Here is a 20,193-nt window from a genome sequence, read left to right on the forward strand (position 1 = left end):
ATGAAAGAAAATGCAAATAAGTCCATCGGCGGCAAAAAGCTTGCATTGCGAATCCTCCTGTATGTGGTTGTATTCCTCATATGCCTGCTGATCCTTTATCCATATTTCGCTATGATCTGCACCGCATTGAAAGACCGCTCCGAGATATTCTCAGCCAACGGAACTGTCTTCCCGAAAAATGCATTGTGGTCGAACTTTGCCGATATCTGGAACAGAGCTCCTATGGCAAAATATATGATGAACTCCATTCTGATTGCCGGCGGCTCCACCATCATCGCACTGCTCTGCGGGATCCCCGCCGCATATGCGTTGTCCAGAATGAAATTCAAAGGCGATATTGTATTTCTGGGCTTTGTCATTGTTTCTCAGATGTTTGCGCCTGTGGTGCTTTTAATTGGTATTTACAAGGTCATGATGACACTGAACTTAACCAACAGCATTCTGGGACTGATCTTTATCAATGCAGCCTTTAACCAGGCCTTTACCATCTGGCTGCTGCGAGGCACTTTTATGGGAATTTCTTCTGAAATGGAGCAGGCTGCCAAAATTGACGGCTGCAACCGATTTGAAGCCATGATTAAGATTCTGCTTCCGGTAGCTGCTCCTGGAATTGTTACGACATTGATTTTTGTATTTATCAATGCCTGGAATGAATATACCGTTGCTTTGACTCTGATTTCCGAGGATCTGAATAAGCCTCTGACTGTGGGCATCAATATCTTTAACGGCTATAACATGATTGAATGGCAGTACCTGTTCTCAGCTTCTCTCTTTGCAATTGCTCCCGTAGTGGTTCTCTTTGCAATTATTGAGAAGAATCTGGTCAGCGGCCTTGCATCCGGCGGCGTAAAAGGTTAACGGCAAGCGCCTTCGCAATGCAAATGCCATCTTCTGATGTAAGGGACAATTCGTATCATGTAAAGACAATATTATATATCAGAATTTAAGCAGGGCACAGCCATTTCATCTGCGCCCTGCTGCTTTTCTTCCTATTCATTTTATTATCACTGTGTATTTCCGGCTCTGCCGTCAGTTCTTTCAATTCCTTTAAACTGGGCCATATAGAGCTGATAGTAATGCCCCTTTTTCTCCATCAGTTCCAAAGGGCTGCCCTGTTCCAAAATCCCTCCCTGATCAATTACAAAGATCCGATCCGCCTTTTGTATCGTAGACAGCCGATGGGCAATCACAAAGCTTGTACGCCCTTTTAAAAGAGCCTCAATGCCCTGCTGCACCAAAAGTTCCGTATGGGTGTCAATACTGGAAGTCGCCTCGTCCAAAATCAGGATTTTCGGCATACTTACCATGGTTCTGGCAAAGGCAATCAGCTGCCTCTGTCCGATGGATAATCCTGCGCCCCGCTCCTTCAATACCGTATCATATCCTTTTTCCATTTTCAGGATAAATTCATGAGCGTTGACTGCTTTTGCCGCAGCCACAAGCTCCTCCTCCGCAGCGTCCATTTTTCCATAAAGAATATTCTCCCTTACCGTTCCCTGAAAAATAAAATTCTCCTGGGTCATCACTCCCATCTGGCGGCGCAGACTTTCTAAAGACACGTTTTGGATATCGTATCCATCCACCAGAATTCTCCCCTTCTGAATCTCATAAAACCGGCTGATTAAATTCACGATAGTTGTTTTCCCCGCTCCGGTAGGACCTACCAGGGCAATGGTTTCTCCCGGCTCAATCAGAAAACTTACTTCCTCCAGCACTTTTGTCTCCGCAGGAGTCCCCGCGTCATAGGTAAAGGACACTCCCTCAAATTCCACACGGCCTTCAATTTCCGGTAATTCCTGCACCTTTGCGCCGTCAACAATATCTGGCTCTGTATCCAGAATATCAAAAATCCGTTCTGCCGCCGTCAGATTGGTAATCACCTGATTGTAAAAATTACTCAGATTCATCACCGGGTTCCAGAACATATTAATATAGGTTCCAAAGGCCACCAGCAAGCCAACGCTCACATACTCTGCGCCGATCATCTGAATCCCCACCCAGTAGAGAATCATAGCCCCAATCCCCCAGCAGAAATCCACCGAACTTCCGAATAAATCCGCAACTCTCGCAGACCGGATAAACGCCTGCTCATGCTCCTTCACCAGCCCTGCAAAAATATCCTGAGTTTCATGCTGTGCATGAAAACTCTGCACCACGTTCATCCCTGCTATTCCTTCATGCACATATGCATTCAGGTTTGAGCCCTTTTTCCGGAAAATCTGCCAGCTCTCATGAGAGTATTTCTGAATAAGCCAGATTGCCGCCGCCATCAGGGGAATACTGCTCAAAGAAGCCAGCGCAAGCCGCCAGTCCTTCACCACCATAATCACCACTACGCCGCAAATGGTAATAAAATCCGGAATCAGTGTAGTCACTGCATTGACCAGCACATTTTTCAGAGAATTGACGTCTCCAATAATACGCGCCAGTATTTTTCCAGTGGGACGGCTGTCAAAAAAAGAAAAGGACAAAGTCTGAATATGTTCATACAATTCCTGCCGGATTTCCAAAAGGATCTGATTGGAAATCTTTGCCATCACGTACATACGCACTTTTACCATAATAATAAATATAATATTCAAGGCTGCGGCAAGAACTGCAAGCCTTGCCAGTCCCTGCATATCCCTGCCGGCAATGTACACGTCAATTGCCGCTTCAATCATCAGCGGATTAATCAGCGTAATCCCTACGGTAATCAACATGCAGATTAACACGCCGAAGATTTGAAGCTTATACTGAAGCATATAAGAAAACAACCGCCTTAAGGTTTGCGCTTTCCCGATTCCCTCCAGCCGTTCGTCTTCTCTGAATGAATTTACTGCCATAACCGAATCACCTGCTTTCTTACTCTCCCACTTAGTAACATTGTCTGTCCCTATGATACTTCCTGTTCTGCAAACGCCTTACTATCCTGCTAATTCCCCAGGCACATTGCCGTACTGGGCCAAATAGGTCTGATAATACAGCCCCTGCTTCTGAAGAAGCTCCTCATGGGTTCCCCGCTCTTTAATCCGTCCCTGTTCCAGAAAAATAATCTCATCTGCATTCCGCACCGCTGAAATCCTGTGGGCAATGATAATCTTGGTGGAATCCAGCGTTTCCAACGCTTTCTGAATCTCATGCTCCGTCTCCATATCCAGCGCAGAGGTGGAATCATCCAAAATCAGAACCGGATCATGCTTTGCAATCGCTCTGGCTATGCTGATCCGCTGTTTCTGTCCGCCGGACAATCCGACGCCCCGCTCTCCCACAACAGTTTCATAGGTTTTTGGCATATTTTCAATAAATCTTCTTGCCTGGGCAAGCTCTGCTGCATGGAGCATTGCATGACTGTCCATGGTTTTGCGCTGTCCCATCCGGATATTTTCAGAAATAGTGTCCGAAAAAAGAAACACATCCTGCATCACAACTCCTATGCTGCTGCGAAGCTGCTTTAAGGACAATTCCCGCACATCCACGCCATCCAGCTTCACGCTGCCTGCCTCCGCGTCAAAAAAACGCATCAGCAGATTCACCATAGAGGTTTTCCCTGCTCCGGTGGCTCCCATAATTCCCAAAGTTTTCCCCTGAGACAGGGTAAAGGAAATGTCCTTTAAAATCTCCTGGTTTCCTCTGGCAAATGACACATGTTCAAAAGAAACTTCTCCCTTTACCTCTTTGAGCGCCACAGGATGTTCCTGTTCGGAAATAGATGATTTCTGTCTGTAAATCTTATTGAGTTTTTTCAGTGACGCCACCGCAGAAGAAAGATCATTGGTGAGCCACCCAAGCATCTCCATGGGCCAGACGCAATTCCTGCAGTATTCAATAAACGCCACCAGACTTCCCAATGTCATTTCTCCATGAATCACCTGCACGCCGCCGATAATTACCATAACCACCGGCAGAAGTTTTCCGGTAAACTGAAATATGGGATAATACCGCACCAGAATCTTCGCCTGCTGCATATTTAAATCATAATACCGCTGATTGTGGGAAAGGAATTTGCTGATTTCAAATTTTTCCCGTGTAAATGCCTTCACAGTCCTTACCCCAGCCAGGTTTTCTTCTGCTATGGCAGTCAGCTTTGCATTTTCTTCACTGATGGATTCATAGACTCCATCCAGCTTTTGCTCCATAAACACTGCAATAATTCCCATCAGAATCATTACTCCGAGCGGGAAAAACGCCAGTCTCCAATTCAAGGTAAACATACAGTATAAGACAATAGATACATGAACTGCCACTTCTATCATAAGCATGCCCACATACCCCAGGGCATTCCAGACCGCATCCACATCGTCCTTCACTCTTGCCATCAATTCTCCCGTATTGGCGTCATTGAAATAATCCATGGACAGGCTTTCAATATGGGCAAATAAATCCTTCCTCAGTTTTGCCGCAATTTTAATACTGACCACGTCAAAGGTAAATTCTTTCAGGTAACCGCCTATGGCCCTTCCTGCTCCAATGACTACAATCGCTCTCAGCAAACCTCCCAAAAGCTGCACCTTTCCCCCGAGAATCACATCGTCCACAATACTTCTTGTTATCAGAGGATACAGCATATCCAGAAGAATTGCCGTCACCATACAGACAATGGCAAACAGATACGCATACCAGTACTGCCCGATATATTTCAAAATTTTCTTCATACCCAACCATCTCCTTTCCAACTGGCTTTGCCCTGCAGACATTCCTTCCTAAAATCCATTAAAAATGAGCGCTAAAAACCCCGTGGATCAACCACGGGGTTATTTTCTTGTTCTATATACATGCATACAAAACTGCCGCTGTTCCAATTCTGAACAACTAAACAAATACTGTCACTGATTTCCTGAACTTAATGGGGAATTCTGCCTGCAGCCGCCGAGGTAAATCTACAATCTGTCCTTATGAAATTGTCCCTGCTGTTATTTCTTGACTTAATCATAATATTACCTCGCTTTCTCTTTGATTTCTTTCAGCTTCTTTTCCATTAAAGCACAGCTGCTAATATTTGTCAATCACTATTTTTCATCTGGGGATTTGATCTGGCGATCTGAGCCCTCTAAACGCTGCAAACCCGAAGATTACCAAAGCTCCGCCAGTTCATAAATCAGTTTTTCCGTCTTTTCCCATCCCAGGCAGGGGTCAGTAATGGATTTCCCATAACAGTGTTCGCTGACTTTCTGAGCTCCGTCCTCAATATAACTCTCAATCATCAGCCCCTTAACGAGCTTTCGGATATCTGCCGAAACCTTGCAGCTGTGCATGATATCCTTGCTGATTCGGATCTGCTCTAAGAAATTTTTCCCAGAATTGGAATGGTTCGTATCCACAATCGCCGCTGGATTGGCAATCTCTTTTTCTCCGTACAATTCCAGCACATGCTGTAAATCCTCATAATGGTAGTTGGGAATATTACGGCCGAACTTGTCCACATACCCTCGCAGAATTGCATGGGTATAAGGGTTTCCGCCCGTTTTCACCTCCCAGCCCCGGTACAGAAAGGTGTGGCTGCACTGAGCCGCAATAATGGAATTCATCATCACGGTAAAGTCCCCGCCGGTGGGATTTTTCATACCCACGGGAATCCCCACGCCGCTGGCAGTCAGCCTGTGCTGCTGATTCTCCACAGAACGGGCTCCCACCGCCACATAGGAAAGCAGATCGGAAAGATACCTGTGGTTCTCCGGATAAAGCATTTCATCGGCGCAGGTAAAGCCTGTCTCCTCCACTGCCCGCATATGCATCTGGCGGATGGCAATAATCCCTTTGAGCATATCAGCCTCTTTCTCCGGGTCCGGCTGATGCAGCATGCCTTTATAGCCAACGCCCACAGTCCTGGGCTTGTTTGTGTAAATACGGGGAACGATAAAAATTTTATCTGACACTTTCTCCTGCACCTTCCGAAGCCGCAGAATATAATCAAGCACAGCATCCTCATGGTCAGCCGAACAGGGCCCGATCACCAGAAGCAGCCGGTTGTCTTTTCCTTCAAAAATACTGCAGATTTCCTCATCCCGCTTCGCTTTTGTCTCTGCAATCTCCCTGCTTACCGGAAACTGCCGCTTTAATTCTTCAGGCGTGGGCAGCTTCCGCAGGAATTCCATCTCCATTTCCATAATAACCTCCAACTTGCCATTTTGCCCTCTGACGGACCCATGGCTGTCATTTATCGTATGTATGATACCTCTTTCCGCCGCCAGTTGTCAACCTTTCTTTGGTATCTGCGGGATACTGGCGGCTGGATTTTATCTGTCCTATGTAAGCGCCATTTACTTTCAGCGAACGCTGACCAATCACAATCCCGGGATTAGGCAGTGGGCAATTCCTCCAACGACTTAAAGGTATAGCCCATTTCCTCCCATTTAGTAAGAAGTTCATCCAAAATCTCTCCATTGGTTTTAGAGGTATTATGTAACAGCACAACTGCTCCCGGATGTGCGCGCTTTAACAGTTTATCAAAGGCTTCCTCATGGGTAGGCTGACTGTCCTGATTCCAGTCCACATAGGCAAGGCTCCAGAAAATAGTCTGATAACCCATATCTTTGGCAATCTGAAGGCTGTTATTGCTGTATTTCCCCTGAGGAGGACGGTAATATTTCGCCATTGGACTTCCCACGGTCTGTTCATACAGAGTTTCCAGTTCCCCCAGCTCTTTGGCAAATTCTTCCTTTCCCATGCCGGACATATCAGGGTGATGGTAACTGTGATTTCCCACAATATGTCCTTCCTCCACCATCCGCTTCACCAAATCCGGGCTGGTGGAAAGATAATTTCCCACTACAAAAAATGCGGCTTTCACCTTATGCTTTTTCAGCGCATCCAGAATTGCCGGCGTGTTACCGTTTTCATACCCGCAGTCAAAGGTTAAGTACATTACCTTTTCCTGTGTGTTTTCCATATAATAAGCGCCGTATTTTTTCAGCTCATCGCAGGAGGCATCCGCCACCGGAGGCTTGCCCTCCTCCTGAAAGCTCAATCCCCAGTTTCCTTCCGCATCCGAATGGATGGCGGAACTGATTGCAGGGGCCACCTGTGCCGCAAACCGCCCCAGGAAAAAAGAACCGGCAAATAAAACAAGCACCAGCAGACATGACGTCAGTTTGATTTTTTGCAATGCAATGACTCCTTTTCTGCTCCTTCATGAGAGCAAAGTTTCTTTTATTCCATGTATATTAGAATTGCAGAGATTTGATGATAGAAAATATCTTGATTGTAACTAATAGAGATGGCGATTAATGATTTCCTTCTGCACCAAATGCGGCCGCATGCGGCATCTACGTTTTCATGCGGGTGCGCATCCCCCGGTAGGGCTATATATCTGGCAATTTCTAAACGCTAGATATATAGCCTGATTTTTCTTCGAGAACGCTGCTCAAAAATCAGGCGCATAGCGGTCTATGTAACTGATTTTGAGCAGCGCTCTCACGTTTTCCACAACCCTTTTTCGCACCGAATGTGGTTACAGACCAAAAATGCCTTTCTTCCGCTCTATTGGCGGTAAATAATAGCTTCCGCCAGTTCCTTCGCTTTCTGTTCGGAGGTCAGGTAGGCCGTCAGTTTCAAGCCAAAGGCAATTGCAGTGCCCATTCCACGGCTGGTAATTACATTTCCGTCCTCTGCAACCTCTTCATACACAACTTCTGCTCCTGTCAGCTTGTCTTCAAACCCCGGATAGCACGCAGCTTTCTTTCCCTGAAGAAGCCCTGCCTGCCCCAGAACACTGGGCGCTGCACAAATTGCCGCCACCAATTTTCCTTCTTCCGCAAAGGATTTGAGCGCCTGCAAAACCCCGGCATGGTTCCCCAGATTGACGGTTCCCGGCATGCCGCCCGGCAGCACAACGCCGTCCAGCCTAGAAACATCCACTTCCTCATACAGGCGATCGGCCAAAACCCCAATCTTATGGGAGCCTTGGACTTCCTTCTGCCCTGTAATAGAAATCGTAACTGCTTCCACTCCCGCACGGCGCAGAATATCCACCACCGTCAGCCCTTCAATCTCTTCAAATCCTTCTGCAAAAAACACGCCTATTTGTTTCATGATTTTTCATCCCTTTCTTATATTTTGATCACTGTAATTCCAGGGATATTGTATCACAAATCATTCATATTAAGAACCCCGTCCTTATAATCTGTTACGTCAAATTCCCGATCTTTATAATAATATTTCCTGTCTTCTTCCGTAATCGACCTCAGAACCTTGCAGGGATTTCCTACTGCAATGACGTTTGCGGGAATATTTTTCGTCACCACGCTTCCGGCGCCAATTACCGCATTGTCCCCAATGGACACGCCCGGATTAATCACAACGCTTCCGCCAATCCAGACGTTATTTCCAATGGTAACCCCTATTCCATATTCATAACCGGAATTTCTGGAATCCGGATGGATCGGGTGGCCTGCCGTATAGATGGATACGTTAGGGGCAATCATTACATTCTCTCCCATTGCCACTTTCCCTACGTCCAGGATGGTAAGATTATAGTTGGAATAAAAGTTATTTCCCACTTCAATATTGTAGCCGTAATCACAGTGAAATGGCTGCTCAATATGGATACTTTCTCCGCATTTCCCCAGAATTTCCCGTATGAGCTGTTCTTGTTCTTCTTTTTGCTCCGGGGACAGCTGGTTGTACCTGTAGATCCGCATTTTATTTTCATTTCTTTCTTCTGTCAGTCCATCCAGCCAAGCTTTGTAGGGCATCCCGGCCAGCATTCGTTTTTTCTGATTCATAGATTTTTCTCCTCCTGAAATCCTCTCAATTTAATTATTCCTTTCGAGCGCCGCACTCCAAAACCATCACGCCGCATCCGGCCAGCTTCAGCGTCTCATCAGCATGATTTTGGGGCAGATTAGAAAGAAGCACATTTCTTACTGGATATTCCAAAGGCAGTTCCACCGCTTCTTTTCCAAAATTCGCCACCACCAGTACTTTTTCTCCAACGTTTGGGCTGCTGCCAGCCAGCGTCCGGTAAAATGCCATAATATTTTCCTGCGTTTCATAGGCTGGGGCAAAACTTCCATAGGTAAAGGTTTCCTTCCATTCTTCTGACTTGCGCAGCGCAATCAGCTTTTGATAATAACGCAGAACGGAATCCTCCTTTTCCTGCTGATCCTCCACGTTAATTTCAGTATAATTGGGATTTACTTTCAGCCAGGGCGTTCCTTTGGTAAAGCCTGCATGAGCTTTGCCGCTCCACTGCATGGGCGTTCTGGCGTTATCCCTGCTGAACCTTGCGCATACTTTCATGGCTTCTTCTTTGGTAAGACCTGCGTCAATTGCGGTCTGATACTGATCTCTCATACTAATATCGTCGCATTCCTCTATCTTTTCCCAGACACAGTTCTGCATCCCGATTTCCTGTCCCTGATAGAGGAACGGAATTCCCCGCAGCAGCAGGCTGACAGTTCCAAGCATCTTGGTTCCCGCTGCATTCCTGGCATACTCCGGCAAAAATCTGGAAACGCCCCGGGGCTCATCATGATTCTCAATGATATTTGCTTCAAATCCCACCTTCTGCAATTTCATCTGCGACTGGATCACCGTTTCCTTCCATTCTTTAAAATCAATGTCCGGCGCATCGTACCAGCCATGTTCTCCTTCGCTGAGGCAATGGGCGCTGAAATCAAAAATCGTGGAAAAATGTCCGTCCTCTCCGATAAATTCTTCCAGTTCTTCTTCATGCATGTTAAATACCTCTGCCACGGTAAACGCATCATATTTCGCAAAGGTATTCTGCTTTAATTCCTCCAGCAGCTCTCCCACTCCCTCTGTACGCTCTACAGCCCGGTGAAATCCTGCCAAACCGTCTGGGCCGTCTGGTTCCAAATCTGGAAAATCCTGATTTTTCTTGATATTGATAATAGCGTCAATCCGAAATCCTGCCAGACCTTTTTCCAGCCACCAATTAATCATATCGTAAATATCCTGCTTCATTTTGGGATTTTCCCAGTTCAGATCCGGCTGCTCTTTGGCAAATGCATGAAAATAGTATTTGTCTGTTCCCGGCACCGGTTCCCAACAGCTTCCACCGAAATAAGAACGATAATTGCCGGGAGGGTTCCCGTCTTTTCCTTTGCGGAAGTAAAAATAATCCGCATAGTCCCCTTCTGGATCGGCCAATGCCTTCTGAAACCACTCATGTTTATCGGAACAATGATTAATCACCAGATCCATCAGGATATGCATATCACGCTTCTTGGCTTCCGCCAGCAGCTCATCAAAATCCTCCATAGTGCCGAATTCCGGGGCAATTTTATAATAATCGGAAATATCGTACCCCTGATCCACAAAAGGAGACTGATAAATGGGAGAAATCCAGATAATGTCAATGCCCAGCTCCTTCAAATAATCTAATTTTGAGATAATCCCCCGCAAATCCCCGATGCCGTCCCCATTGGTATCGTAAAAGCTCTTGGGATAAATCTGATATGCTACCTTGTCATGCCACCATTTTCTATTCATAATATCCTTCCTTTCTGCCGCCCCGGGCTTCCGCTGTCCGCATCTTTCCTGTATGCTCCGAACTCCTTCTGCAGACAGCAGTTTCATTTGAACTATATTTTTGAAAATCACTTTCTTTTTTTGTAAGATACTGCTATTATAATGGTATATATCTGGATTTTCTTGCAATATATTTGCCTATTATAACACAATCCTGCTCAATAGCAGGTTCGGCAGCATAAGGAGTCATTATGAAAAAATTACATTCATTGATTTTAGAACAAAAAGAAGACGCAAGACATGGGGAAGCTTTTTTCCCGATACAAAAGTACATCACTACTCTGTCACAGCAATACCCTGTATTAACCACTCACTGGCATGAGGAGGCGGAATTTACCCTGATCCTGAAAGGCCAGGGCTCCTATCAGATTGATCTGGCAGAATACCTTGTGGAACCAGAGGATTTGATATTCGTCCCTCCGCTGATGCTGCACTCAGCTTCTATCCAAACAGCAGAGCCGCTGCTTTCTGAGACTTATGTATTCCATATGAATTTCCTGGGCGGAAATTCCACCGATATCTGTTCCACCAGGTATCTTCTTCCTTTAACCCACCATGAAATTATCCTGCCCTGGGTGTTAAAGCCGCAGCATCCTGCTTATTTTTCCCTGCGGAAACTATTTGCTCAGATCAGTTCTTTGTACAACGGCGATATTCCAGGCTATGAACTGGCTTTAAAATCTCTGTTTCTGCAGGCTGTTTTTCTGCTGCTGCAATATCAGGAAACTGCGCCTGTCCCAGATAATTCCGCAAGCCTTTATTCAGAAAAATTAAAAACTGTGCTGGATTATATGGAGGCGCATTATATGGATGCTTTGACAGTTGCAGACCTGGCCGGCCTCTGCTATTTCAGCGAATATCATTTCATGCGTTTTTTTAAGAAACACATGAACATGACCTGCATGGAATACCTGAATAATCTCCGGCTGGAAAAAGCGGTGGAGCTGTTGGAAGACGACAACGCCTCTATTCTGGAAGTTTCTCTGTCGGTGGGATTTCATAACCTTTCCTATTTTCACCGGGCATTTAAAAAGAAATACCATATGACGCCCGGAGAATTTTTGAAAATGAAAAAATAGTGAATATTGCTCTGCGCACTTTTGCCAAACTCCTTGAATATTCATGATCCATAAATTGCCTTGCCCTCTCTTTCTATACTCTGGAAATACCCATACCATGTCTTTTCTCTAAAATTTCTCATTAGCTCATGAACTGTTCAGAAAACCTGTACAACAATCTTTCCAATACATACCTGCTGATGAAAAAGACGAAGGAGGTTGCTGAACCTTACCAATATGCTGATTCTCTCCAAAAATACAGATATGGCAAAACAGGTTCTTTCCACCTATGAGAATCTTGTTTTGGAACATGAGGGAATGCAAACTTTAGATAACGGAGTCTGCCAGATGATGTATGGCGCAATTGCGCTTTTCGAGGGCAATGCTAAAGAAGCCGAGCTTCATCTTTTATCTGCAGAGAATATTATTTCGGAAGTCATGGGAACCGATAACGATTATGCCAAAACTGTTTATTTGTACCTGAATAATCTATATTCCCGATGTCAGAAACCGGAACAGGATTTAGCGTATAAAAATAAATATCTTGAATGTTCCCATCAACGCCAATAACAATTTTGGACACCATGAAAGTTAGCGAAAGTTAAAACTTTATCTAAATCATAAAAAACAATGTCAAAAACCGCATAAAATAAAGGTTTTTGACATTGTATATACTATTGTGAAACATAAATTTGCTAATTAGTGAAAGTTAGCGAAAGTTAAATTATGCCCAATATGGTATATATTTTTTATATCTCGGTGCTGTTTCTGGATCAACTGCCTTAATCAGCCCTGCATCTATTGTATTTTGAATTAAACGTGATGCTTTTGTCATTTCTTGATCCGATAATCCGAACAATTTCCTAATATCTCCATTAGAGACAGCCTCATAATTGACATAAGCCAAACAAGCCTGCATATAACAAGTGCGAACACGATCTTCCTTTGTTGTCATTTCAAATGGAACCTTTGCAAACAATACCGCTTTTGTAAATTGATTATTCTGATTCTCAATTCTTGGCGCAAGCAATTCATTTTTTGCAGTAGCCTCTATAATCTTGTCATATCCGCTGCCTCGTTCCTCACAAATACCACATTTATGCATAAATCCGGCAATGTTCTCATTTCGTGATACTGGAACCGTATCTACAATACGATCTATTGCTACCAGCGGAGCACCTGCATTAGAAAACTCTATTCGATTTTTGAACACTTCCACCATAGGATTCGTACCACGTTGTTGCAGCTCCTGATGAATCATAGCATTCGCCAACAATTCACGAATTGCTATTTCTGGAAAACTAATAACGGACTTCCTTGTTGCTTCCACTATCACCTCTTCCTGTGGAATAATTGTCATAATATATTGAACAATATCCTCATGCGCAAAAGCATAACCGCCCGAAAATTCTTTTTCCCTAATTGCATCCAATCTGGAATTTTCTTTATACCAAATAACGCGCACAGATCGCCGATGAAGATTATCAAACTTTTTCAAATCTTTCGCAATCATCAATGCTCCCATATTGGTAATGTTCCAATTTCCAGCATCATTTTTAATAATAAACTTTTCATTCTGTAAATCATCCAAAACTTTATCCCTATTACGCGGAATCGGCATTTCCATCTTATCGTAGTACTTGGGATAATCCAATAAAACAACCAACTCATCTTCCGTGACATTACTTTTTGCCAAGCGAAGCTCATATGGCGTTGTATCAAACGCCTGCCATAATTCCCTTTCTTTATCTGGATATTCCTTTAAATTTTTCTTATTTGTACCAACCCGAATATATTCCACTCCTGCAAACTGAACTGGCTGTTTCTCAGCACAAGGAATTTCAATCATTACAACATTTTTCCCATCCATAGGAATTTCATAAAATTTAAAATTGATTCGTGGTGAAACCATACGTGAAAGCCATGCTTCCAGCTCTTCATTTCCTTTTTTCATTTTCCGATATTGAAATTCTGTACCAATTATTTCGTGTGTATCATCATGAATTCCCCAAACAAGATATCCCTTTGTCCTACCGCACAATATGGCAGAATTACTCAATGCTGAGATATATTCTCCTATCAACTGCGGCTCCTTATTATTACACTTAAACTCCACCCATTCCGTTTCGGTGGGTAATTTTACAAGTTCCCGTACAAGACTTTGCAAATATTCTATGGATGTAATTGACATAAAATCACCTCTTTTTGTTTCTATGTATCCAGCATATCCTTTCCACCATCTTTTCCCCCTAATGGATGTGAAGGATCAATATCACGAACCCCCTCCTGCTCTAAAATCAATGCTGCCAGCCTTTCCGATGCCGCTTGTCCTTTATCCCATTCTAACAATCTATAAAATGTTTCCCTGCCTTCTGACCTTCTCAATAAAATCACCATCCAATTCTATTCTTCTAAAATCTTACCTAGAATTTTATATAGTTCCTTTATTTCATCTTTACTCAAAGTGATTCCTTTTCCCATCTTTTCATGTTGAGGTGCCCAATCTCTAATATCGTACTTGGGAGTCCCTCCATTCCACGAGATAAGATTCAATTCTTTTTTCCATCCCTTAGCACTCTCGGAAAGCACTCCCAGTTCTTTCAAGATATCATATTTAATATCTGCCATAATATACCTCCACTAAATCTGCATTCCTGTTTTTTCTCTTAGTTAACTATCACACTTATCATCCAATACATTCTTATGATTAATCAAAAAGTCTGATACAAACGGTGCAACCCAATACTGTGAACCGTCTGGCGGCGTATCTCCGACATCCAGATAATCTGTATAGTCAGATGACATTATAAGCAATGGTTTTATTAACACCACCAAGAACAAAAATGAAATTGTAATAAAAATCGCTGCTTTACCAAACTCCTTGCACTCCTCTTTTATTTTGTTTTTTACATCCAATCGGTTGTATGATTCATTATAAAACCGATACCCATTGGAATGCACATAATTATTTAGTTTATCTGCAAGCTTATCAGATGAATCCTTTAATTGAAATTCCTTTACTGCCTTTCTTGCGGCTGGATATGACGCAATACACTTTAAAACAAAGCCTATATGCAAATCCTTTTGCTGATTATGTACCCAATCCCAAATATTCTTCTCATCTTCATTTAATTGCTGTACATCAACGCACTGAGTAAAATCACTATTATTCGATACTGTAAAAAGATACACATAATAAAACAAGTCACCTCGATATTTACGCAACAAAGAATATGCATCTGCAAAATTAGCATTCATACAGCAAAAACGAATGCTCTCCATAGTCCTTGTTGCAGAATCAAGAATAAGATTGCCGTTTACTACTCCTGTCTGTCTAAAAACAGACATATCTCTGCCAAAAGCTAAATATCCTAATTCATTGAGAAAATCTCTAATTTGTGTAAGCAATTCTATCAAAGATATAAAATCCTGATTTGTACTCACGCCATTTCTATTAATTTCAAAATGATTTATTGGTGAAAACATATATATTCCTCATTCTCCTACTCACTTTCCGCAACTCCGAATTTCTGTCTGAAATCCTCATAGCTATTTACCCAGTCAAATCTTATCTGTTCAGTTACTGCCTGAAAATGCAGCTTGCCGCACCGAATCTTATTTTGTTCTACTTCCTGTAAATTAACCTCCTGCTTATCTGCTTTCGTTTCAACAATAAAGTAAATGCCCAATTCCGGACTGTTCAAACTATCTTTCCTACATACAACCGCCCAGTCAGGAGAATAATTTCCATAAGGAGTATCAATAATAAAACCACCCTTCTTCAATTTTGTAAACAACAATACATTCTGGTTATTCTCAAGCTTCTGGGCAAACTCTTTCTCACCTTTACTATCCATCTTGTAGTACTCATTCATTGCAGAACTGCGATTTGTGTTTGCTTGAAATACCCGCCATTCCTCATTAAAATCTTCCTCGCTGATTGTATCAAGTTCAAAGATATTTCTACTGTCTAGCTCATATCCGTTTATCACTTCATAGGATGTAATATTTGCTGCTTTTATATCACTCAACATCTTTAAGATTTTTTGTGTAACTGTATCTAAAATATCCTGATTATTCAACAGTTCCCTCTTCTTAACAGCATGAATAATTTTAAATATGGCAAGTCTTGGCAGCATTGTGTGGTACATGATATAATTTGCAATCTCAAAATCGCTCTTTGGATCGGAATCAATCTCAACTTCCAGTTCCTTGGCCCCATAAGATACATCTTCCATTACGAACATTGCAGATTCATTAAATTTTGCCTTACCAACTTCCACTTTATATTCATTTTTTGATTTCATAAACATAAGATAATTATTGATTTCCAAAGCACAGTCTTCAATAAATTTATCTTTATCTATTTTGAATCTGTACATGGTACGCTTCGTAAGATTTTCTCTTAGAGCATAATAAATCTGTTGAAATTCACCTTCTGAAACAAAAGCCCTTACTCTATTTTTCGGCGGTTCATTGTCACCATTACGAATCTCAATCTTCTTGGTGCCTTTTTGTATCATCAGTTCTTTAAACTGCTGCTTAATTTTCTCCATGTGTTCATAGAGCGTATCATCAACAAAAATCATATTATCAAATAGTTTTGTAATCTGAGATGGTGCACTTTTTAAAATGTTTTCTCCATTCATAACACCAGCGGAAATTAGCTCCTGTTTCAATACATCTACTAATTCCGGTGTGATTTTTCCCTGCGGAACTCCGGCAGTCTTCAATGTTGAAATAAGAATCTCAGCAGTTACTTCGTTCTTATCAAAATTCATATTATCATTAAAATCTTTTTGTAATGCTGCTGCAAAGTGATCGTAATAATCATTGGCAATAACAGTAAGCTCGTTGATTCTACGGTCTAAACAACGATTGCCTGTAATATCTACTGGCAACCTTAAGCCTCTTCCAATTTCCTGCTTTTTCGCTATTTCAGAGCCGCCTGACTTTAATGTACACAACGTAAATACATTCGGATTATCCCAACCTTCCCGAAGCGCTGAATGGGAAAAAATAAATGCAAGTGGTTCTTCAAAAGATATTAACTCGTCCTTCTTTTCCAAAATCAGACTAATGCCACGATCAATATCTTCCTGAGACTTTGCCTTAATTTTCAAGTTGTTTTCATCAACTGATGAATCCCATCCATCAATTTCTACCACATTTTTCTTGGCATCTAAGGCAAAATAACCCTCTCTCACCGACTGCACATTCATATGATCAGGAAAGTATTCCTTAAACTTCTCAATCGTAACCGCATTTTGTGATACATATTTCTTATATTCTTCATCAAAAATCCTTAAATACTCCCCTCTGCCATCGGGAGCTGTAGTATCTCTAACTTTATCTACAGAATCAATGAAAAATAATGTAAGCGTCTTGATTTTCCTGCCAGTCCTTAAAATATTCATCTGTTTTACAAAATGATTCTGAATCGCAAGTCTTATTTGGATGCGCACTGCTTCATTTTTTTCAATCTCATATGTACTATGTCCTTGTTCCAACTCTATTATTTTCTCTTTTGTTGCAACCTGCAATGGTTTTAACTTATGAGGCTCTTCTGCAATACGCATATCTTTGTACTGAGGAAGGTTTCCGGACAGTTCTTCAATAGATACTCCGCCACCAACCTGAAACGTTTTAAAACGAATTATACCGCCCTGTTCCTGTGAAAATATCTCAATTTTTGCCCTCAAATCAGAAGTAAACGATAAATAACGGATATATGGATAATCCTTCGGAATCACTCCATGTACTGTTTTTACTTCAATTCTCTTTACTAAATCTTTCTGATATGCACCATAAGAATCCAGCTTGTAAATCTGGTTATACAACTGTTTATGGGTAGCTGAATATCTCAAAGTAAATAATGGCTGCAATTCCTCTATTGCCTTTAAGGACTTGGATTTGTTTCTCTTTGTACCTTCAATTTTCTGTGGCTCATCAATAATGATAATCGGTTTAATATATTTGATATCTTCCCAAAGAATCTGTCCATATTCATCTTCTGTTCTTATTTTATTCGTGTCTTTATTGAATGCCTGAATATTCATTACACAGATGCTTAAATCATTGCTCTCTACCAGTTTCGAGCTGACCTGCTTGGGATTGTTACTGTCATAAATAAAGCTGTGTTTAGATAAGTCTACATCATACAACCTTTTAAAATGGTCTAGCAGTTGCTCCATTGACTTTTCAACACCCTTACGAATGGCAATAGACGGAACTACTATCATAAATTTCTTAAATCCATACTCTTTATACAATTCCAGTATAGTTCGAAGATATACATAAGTTTTCCCTGTACCTGTCTCCATTTCTATCGTAAAATTATTGCCCTCTGCTAATGCAGAATCCGCAAACAAATCATTCTGTAATTGTACACGCCTTAAGTTCTCCAATAATCTGGAACCTACTACAATATCATTGTTTCTTACCGGATCACCTTCACCAATTTTACGAGTACGATTAGGACGATAGATACCATCCACTTGTCTGGATAATCCTTTAAACAATTCGACTGTAGACTTGACTGCTTGCAACTGGTAATCTAGGTCATCATCAAATTGGAATGTAATGCGTTTTGACATAATCTTCTGTCTCCCTTAAATAAACTCTACCGTATATGTGACTTTACTGTTTCCTGCATTTTTTTCTATAAGAGCCTTTAATCTTCTGAATGTTTCATCTTTCAATGCAATATCATCCTTAAATGCAGAATCCCTAAAAATAAACTTAATCGGCAGCGGATCAATCTCTGCCAGTTTGTTCACAAGCTCGACAGTAATTTCCGTTTCCAGACACACCAAATAACTGCTTGCATAAAGATATGTACGATTTCCAATGTCAGATAACAATTCCAAAGTTTCTGATAACGCCACATCACGCTGTCTGAGCATCAATTCATAAACAATATCTATATCCTTGGCTCCTGGCATGAAATCTACAAGGTCAGATGTACTTTCAATTTGTGCCAAATCAAGCTGCCCTGCATCCATTAGTGAATTCCACTTAATGTTAGTATCTGCAACACGAAATACCTTAAATCCAATATCTATATCAGCTTCTGGATTTTCTCGCTTAACCTGTTCTCCTGCACGTCGTATTCGCTCTTTTCCGATTTCACTTAAATAATGTGATTTTTTTAATTCATCCAAAAAATCTATACAACGATCTATAACTTTTTTTGCTTTAACGTCCACTTTTTCCCTAGTTTCATCAAAATCTTCTCTCAACTGAACTAAAATATATTTAAGTTTTTTTCCATTCGTATTACAATTCATAACAGCTTCTGCCATTGTGCCCGATCCAGAGAAGAAGTCTAATACAATATCCTTATCGCTTAGTCCTATTGCATTAATCAATTTCATTAATATATCAGCATCTTTTGGATTAGTAAAATAATTATCTCCCATTAATGCAATTAAATTTTTAGATGCTACACGTCCATCTCTATAAACAATACTTGTAAGACTTTGCATTTCTGTATCTTTTAAATAAGTTTTATTATTAGGAATAGTCTTCTCGTCTTTCCCGAAGTGAATTGTTCCTTCCGCAATCTTCTTTTCCATTGTCTCTTTTGGAAAACGCCATCCACTAGAAGGCTCTTTAACTGCTTTACCCGTTACCGGATGAATCACCTCATATCTATATTGTCCATAATTTGGTCCTGAAATATCGGAAGGAAAATAAATTCCATTGGTGTCCATCCATGAATAATGTTTGCTTGCACATATAGGATTAGATTCTGAAAACTGTTTATACCAATTCAGTGCCTCCTTGTGAATCTCCTCCCAATTATCCCCATATTTCTCATGAAAGTCTTCAAATGCACTGTATATTTCTTCTAATCCTTCCTTTTTTTCATTCCAAAGACCTTTATTAGCATCTTTATTTTTTACAAAGCAAACTATATATTCATGCTGAATGGACACATATGCTTGATCATTCTTGCTACTGTTTTTCCAAATTATTTCACCTGCATAGTTTTCTTCTCCAAATATCTCAATACACATTTTTTTAATATTACATACTTCATTTTCATCAATGCTAATAAAAATAACCCCATCATCTGTCATTAAATCTTTTGCTATTTTTATACGCGGATACATCATATTCATCCAATTTGCATGATATCTATTTTTAGATTTACTATTTACAGTATACCGTTCTCCAAAATAACTAATATTTCCTTCTGCTATGTCACTTTCAAGTTGCTCCATTGCAAAGGAATCATTATACACAAAATCATTTCCCGTATTATACGGTGGATCAATATAAATCATCTTAACCGCACCATAATAATTCTGCCGCAGTAACTTTAATACTTCTAAATTATCCCCCTCAATATAAAGATTTTCCGTAGTATCTGCATTCTTACTGTCCTCCGGAATAAATTTCAATGTCTTTCCAACAATATCTTCCTGCGCGATCTTCTTTGCATTCTTCTTACCAGCCCACGTCAGCTCATATTTCTCACTATCCACCTCTGCAAACTGTCCTAATTCTTCTTTTAATGCCTCAAAATCAACCTCTCCATCCTTAACTGCTGATGGAAATAATTGTGCCAACTTCTTTACATTATCATCTACCACATCATTGATTTTCTGCTGTATCTTACTGTACTCCATTCTATAGTAACCTCCCATTAGTAATC

Annotated in this window: 16 protein-coding genes; 3 read left to right on the top strand and 13 right to left on the bottom strand. The window is 41.3% G+C overall.

Annotation, left to right across the window (positions count from 1 at the left end):
* Positions 1–858 (top strand): carbohydrate ABC transporter permease, encoded by an 858-nt coding sequence (locus E5329_RS02780; protein ID WP_135988064.1) that lies wholly within the window; start codon positions 1–3, stop codon positions 856–858.
* A 146-nt stretch (positions 859–1,004) separates the two neighbouring features.
* Here E5329_RS02780 and E5329_RS02785 read toward each other — a convergent pair whose 3' ends face one another.
* The 7 genes from E5329_RS02785 to E5329_RS02815 form a co-directional block, all read right to left on the bottom strand.
* Entirely contained in the window at positions 1,005–2,825 is a 1,821-nt protein-coding gene (locus E5329_RS02785; protein WP_135988065.1) for an ABC transporter ATP-binding protein, read from the bottom strand.
* 81 nt (positions 2,826–2,906) lie between these two features.
* Positions 2,907–4,634 (bottom strand): ABC transporter ATP-binding protein, encoded by a 1,728-nt coding sequence (locus tag E5329_RS02790; RefSeq protein ID WP_135988066.1) that lies wholly within the window; start codon positions 4,632–4,634, stop codon positions 2,907–2,909.
* Between the two features lie 417 nt (positions 4,635–5,051).
* Positions 5,052–6,086, bottom strand: a complete 1,035-nt coding sequence (locus E5329_RS02795; RefSeq protein WP_135988067.1) for a 3-deoxy-7-phosphoheptulonate synthase — start codon at positions 6,084–6,086, stop codon at positions 5,052–5,054.
* 191 nt (positions 6,087–6,277) lie between these two features.
* Positions 6,278–7,084, bottom strand: a complete 807-nt coding sequence (gene pdaA / locus E5329_RS02800; protein WP_275442946.1) for a delta-lactam-biosynthetic de-N-acetylase — start codon at positions 7,082–7,084, stop codon at positions 6,278–6,280.
* A 374-nt stretch (positions 7,085–7,458) separates the two neighbouring features.
* Positions 7,459–8,010 carry a DJ-1 family glyoxalase III gene (locus E5329_RS02805; protein ID WP_135988069.1) on the bottom strand — a complete coding sequence of 184 codons (552 nt, stop codon included), beginning with the start codon at positions 8,008–8,010 and terminating at the stop codon, positions 7,459–7,461.
* Positions 8,011–8,063: 53 nt separating this feature from the next.
* Positions 8,064–8,702, bottom strand: coding sequence for a sugar O-acetyltransferase (locus E5329_RS32060; protein WP_135988070.1), 639 nt, complete (start codon positions 8,700–8,702; stop codon positions 8,064–8,066).
* A gap of 34 nt (positions 8,703–8,736) precedes the next feature.
* On the bottom strand, positions 8,737–10,434 hold the full coding sequence (locus E5329_RS02815) for an alpha-glucosidase (protein ID WP_135988071.1): 1,698 nt from the start codon (positions 10,432–10,434) through the stop codon (positions 8,737–8,739).
* A gap of 230 nt (positions 10,435–10,664) precedes the next feature.
* On the opposite strand from E5329_RS02815, the gene E5329_RS02820 reads away from it, so the two are divergent.
* Together E5329_RS02820 and E5329_RS02825 are read left to right on the top strand one after the other, a co-directional pair.
* A complete protein-coding gene (locus E5329_RS02820; protein WP_135988072.1) occupies positions 10,665–11,552 on the top strand; it encodes a helix-turn-helix transcriptional regulator in 888 nt (295 codons plus the stop codon).
* 198 nt (positions 11,553–11,750) lie between these two features.
* Positions 11,751–12,101: a hypothetical protein gene (locus tag E5329_RS02825; protein ID WP_135988073.1), complete on the top strand. Its 351-nt coding sequence runs from the start codon at positions 11,751–11,753 to the stop codon at positions 12,099–12,101.
* Positions 12,102–12,255: 154 nt separating this feature from the next.
* On the opposite strand, the gene E5329_RS02830 is transcribed toward E5329_RS02825, so the two are convergent.
* Genes E5329_RS02830 through E5329_RS02855 form a run of 6 tightly spaced genes read right to left on the bottom strand, consistent with a single transcriptional unit; the run spans position 12,256 to position 20,167 of the window.
* A complete protein-coding gene (locus E5329_RS02830; RefSeq protein ID WP_135988074.1) occupies positions 12,256–13,722 on the bottom strand; it encodes an RNA-binding domain-containing protein in 1,467 nt (488 codons plus the stop codon).
* 20 nt (positions 13,723–13,742) lie between these two features.
* Positions 13,743–13,928 carry a hypothetical protein gene (locus E5329_RS02835; protein ID WP_135988075.1) on the bottom strand — a complete coding sequence of 62 codons (186 nt, stop codon included), beginning with the start codon at positions 13,926–13,928 and terminating at the stop codon, positions 13,743–13,745.
* A 6-nt stretch (positions 13,929–13,934) separates the two neighbouring features.
* Positions 13,935–14,159, bottom strand: coding sequence for a YdbC family protein (locus tag E5329_RS02840; RefSeq protein WP_135988076.1), 225 nt, complete (start codon positions 14,157–14,159; stop codon positions 13,935–13,937).
* Between the two features lie 42 nt (positions 14,160–14,201).
* A complete protein-coding gene (locus tag E5329_RS02845; protein ID WP_135988077.1) occupies positions 14,202–15,017 on the bottom strand; it encodes a hypothetical protein in 816 nt (271 codons plus the stop codon).
* Positions 15,018–15,034: 17 nt separating this feature from the next.
* Complete coding sequence (locus tag E5329_RS02850) at positions 15,035–18,127, bottom strand: restriction endonuclease (RefSeq protein WP_135988078.1); 3,093 nt, start codon at positions 18,125–18,127, stop codon at positions 15,035–15,037.
* 15 nt (positions 18,128–18,142) lie between these two features.
* Complete coding sequence (locus tag E5329_RS02855; RefSeq protein ID WP_135988079.1) at positions 18,143–20,167, bottom strand: site-specific DNA-methyltransferase; 2,025 nt, start codon at positions 20,165–20,167, stop codon at positions 18,143–18,145.
* Between the last annotated feature and the right edge of the window lie 26 nt (positions 20,168–20,193).

It is taken from the genome of Petralouisia muris, assembly GCF_004793545.1.
GTDB classification, from domain to species: Bacteria; Bacillota; Clostridia; order Lachnospirales; family Lachnospiraceae; genus Petralouisia; species Petralouisia muris.

Excerpts from the sequence above, each read along its gene's own strand:
- E5329_RS02780 (WP_135988064.1), top strand. The coding sequence starts at position 1 with ATGAAAGAAAATGCAAATAAGTCCATCGGCGGCAAAAAGCTTGCATTG.
- E5329_RS02785 (WP_135988065.1), bottom strand. The coding sequence starts at position 2,825 with ATGGCAGTAAATTCATTCAGAGAAGACGAACGGCTGGAGGGAATCGGG.
- E5329_RS02790 (WP_135988066.1), bottom strand. The coding sequence starts at position 4,634 with ATGAAGAAAATTTTGAAATATATCGGGCAGTACTGGTATGCGTATCTG.
- E5329_RS02795 (WP_135988067.1), bottom strand. The coding sequence starts at position 6,086 with ATGGAAATGGAGATGGAATTCCTGCGGAAGCTGCCCACGCCTGAAGAA.
- E5329_RS02805 (WP_135988069.1), bottom strand. The coding sequence starts at position 8,010 with ATGAAACAAATAGGCGTGTTTTTTGCAGAAGGATTTGAAGAGATTGAA.
- E5329_RS32060 (WP_135988070.1), bottom strand. The coding sequence starts at position 8,702 with ATGAATCAGAAAAAACGAATGCTGGCCGGGATGCCCTACAAAGCTTGG.
- E5329_RS02815 (WP_135988071.1), bottom strand. The coding sequence starts at position 10,434 with ATGAATAGAAAATGGTGGCATGACAAGGTAGCATATCAGATTTATCCC.
- E5329_RS02820 (WP_135988072.1), top strand. The coding sequence starts at position 10,665 with ATGAAAAAATTACATTCATTGATTTTAGAACAAAAAGAAGACGCAAGA.
- E5329_RS02830 (WP_135988074.1), bottom strand. The coding sequence starts at position 13,722 with ATGTCAATTACATCCATAGAATATTTGCAAAGTCTTGTACGGGAACTT.
- E5329_RS02835 (WP_135988075.1), bottom strand. The coding sequence starts at position 13,928 with ATGGTGATTTTATTGAGAAGGTCAGAAGGCAGGGAAACATTTTATAGA.
- E5329_RS02840 (WP_135988076.1), bottom strand. The coding sequence starts at position 14,159 with ATGGCAGATATTAAATATGATATCTTGAAAGAACTGGGAGTGCTTTCC.
- E5329_RS02845 (WP_135988077.1), bottom strand. The coding sequence starts at position 15,017 with ATGTTTTCACCAATAAATCATTTTGAAATTAATAGAAATGGCGTGAGT.
- E5329_RS02850 (WP_135988078.1), bottom strand. The coding sequence starts at position 18,127 with ATGTCAAAACGCATTACATTCCAATTTGATGATGACCTAGATTACCAG.
- E5329_RS02855 (WP_135988079.1), bottom strand. The coding sequence starts at position 20,167 with ATGGAGTACAGTAAGATACAGCAGAAAATCAATGATGTGGTAGATGAT.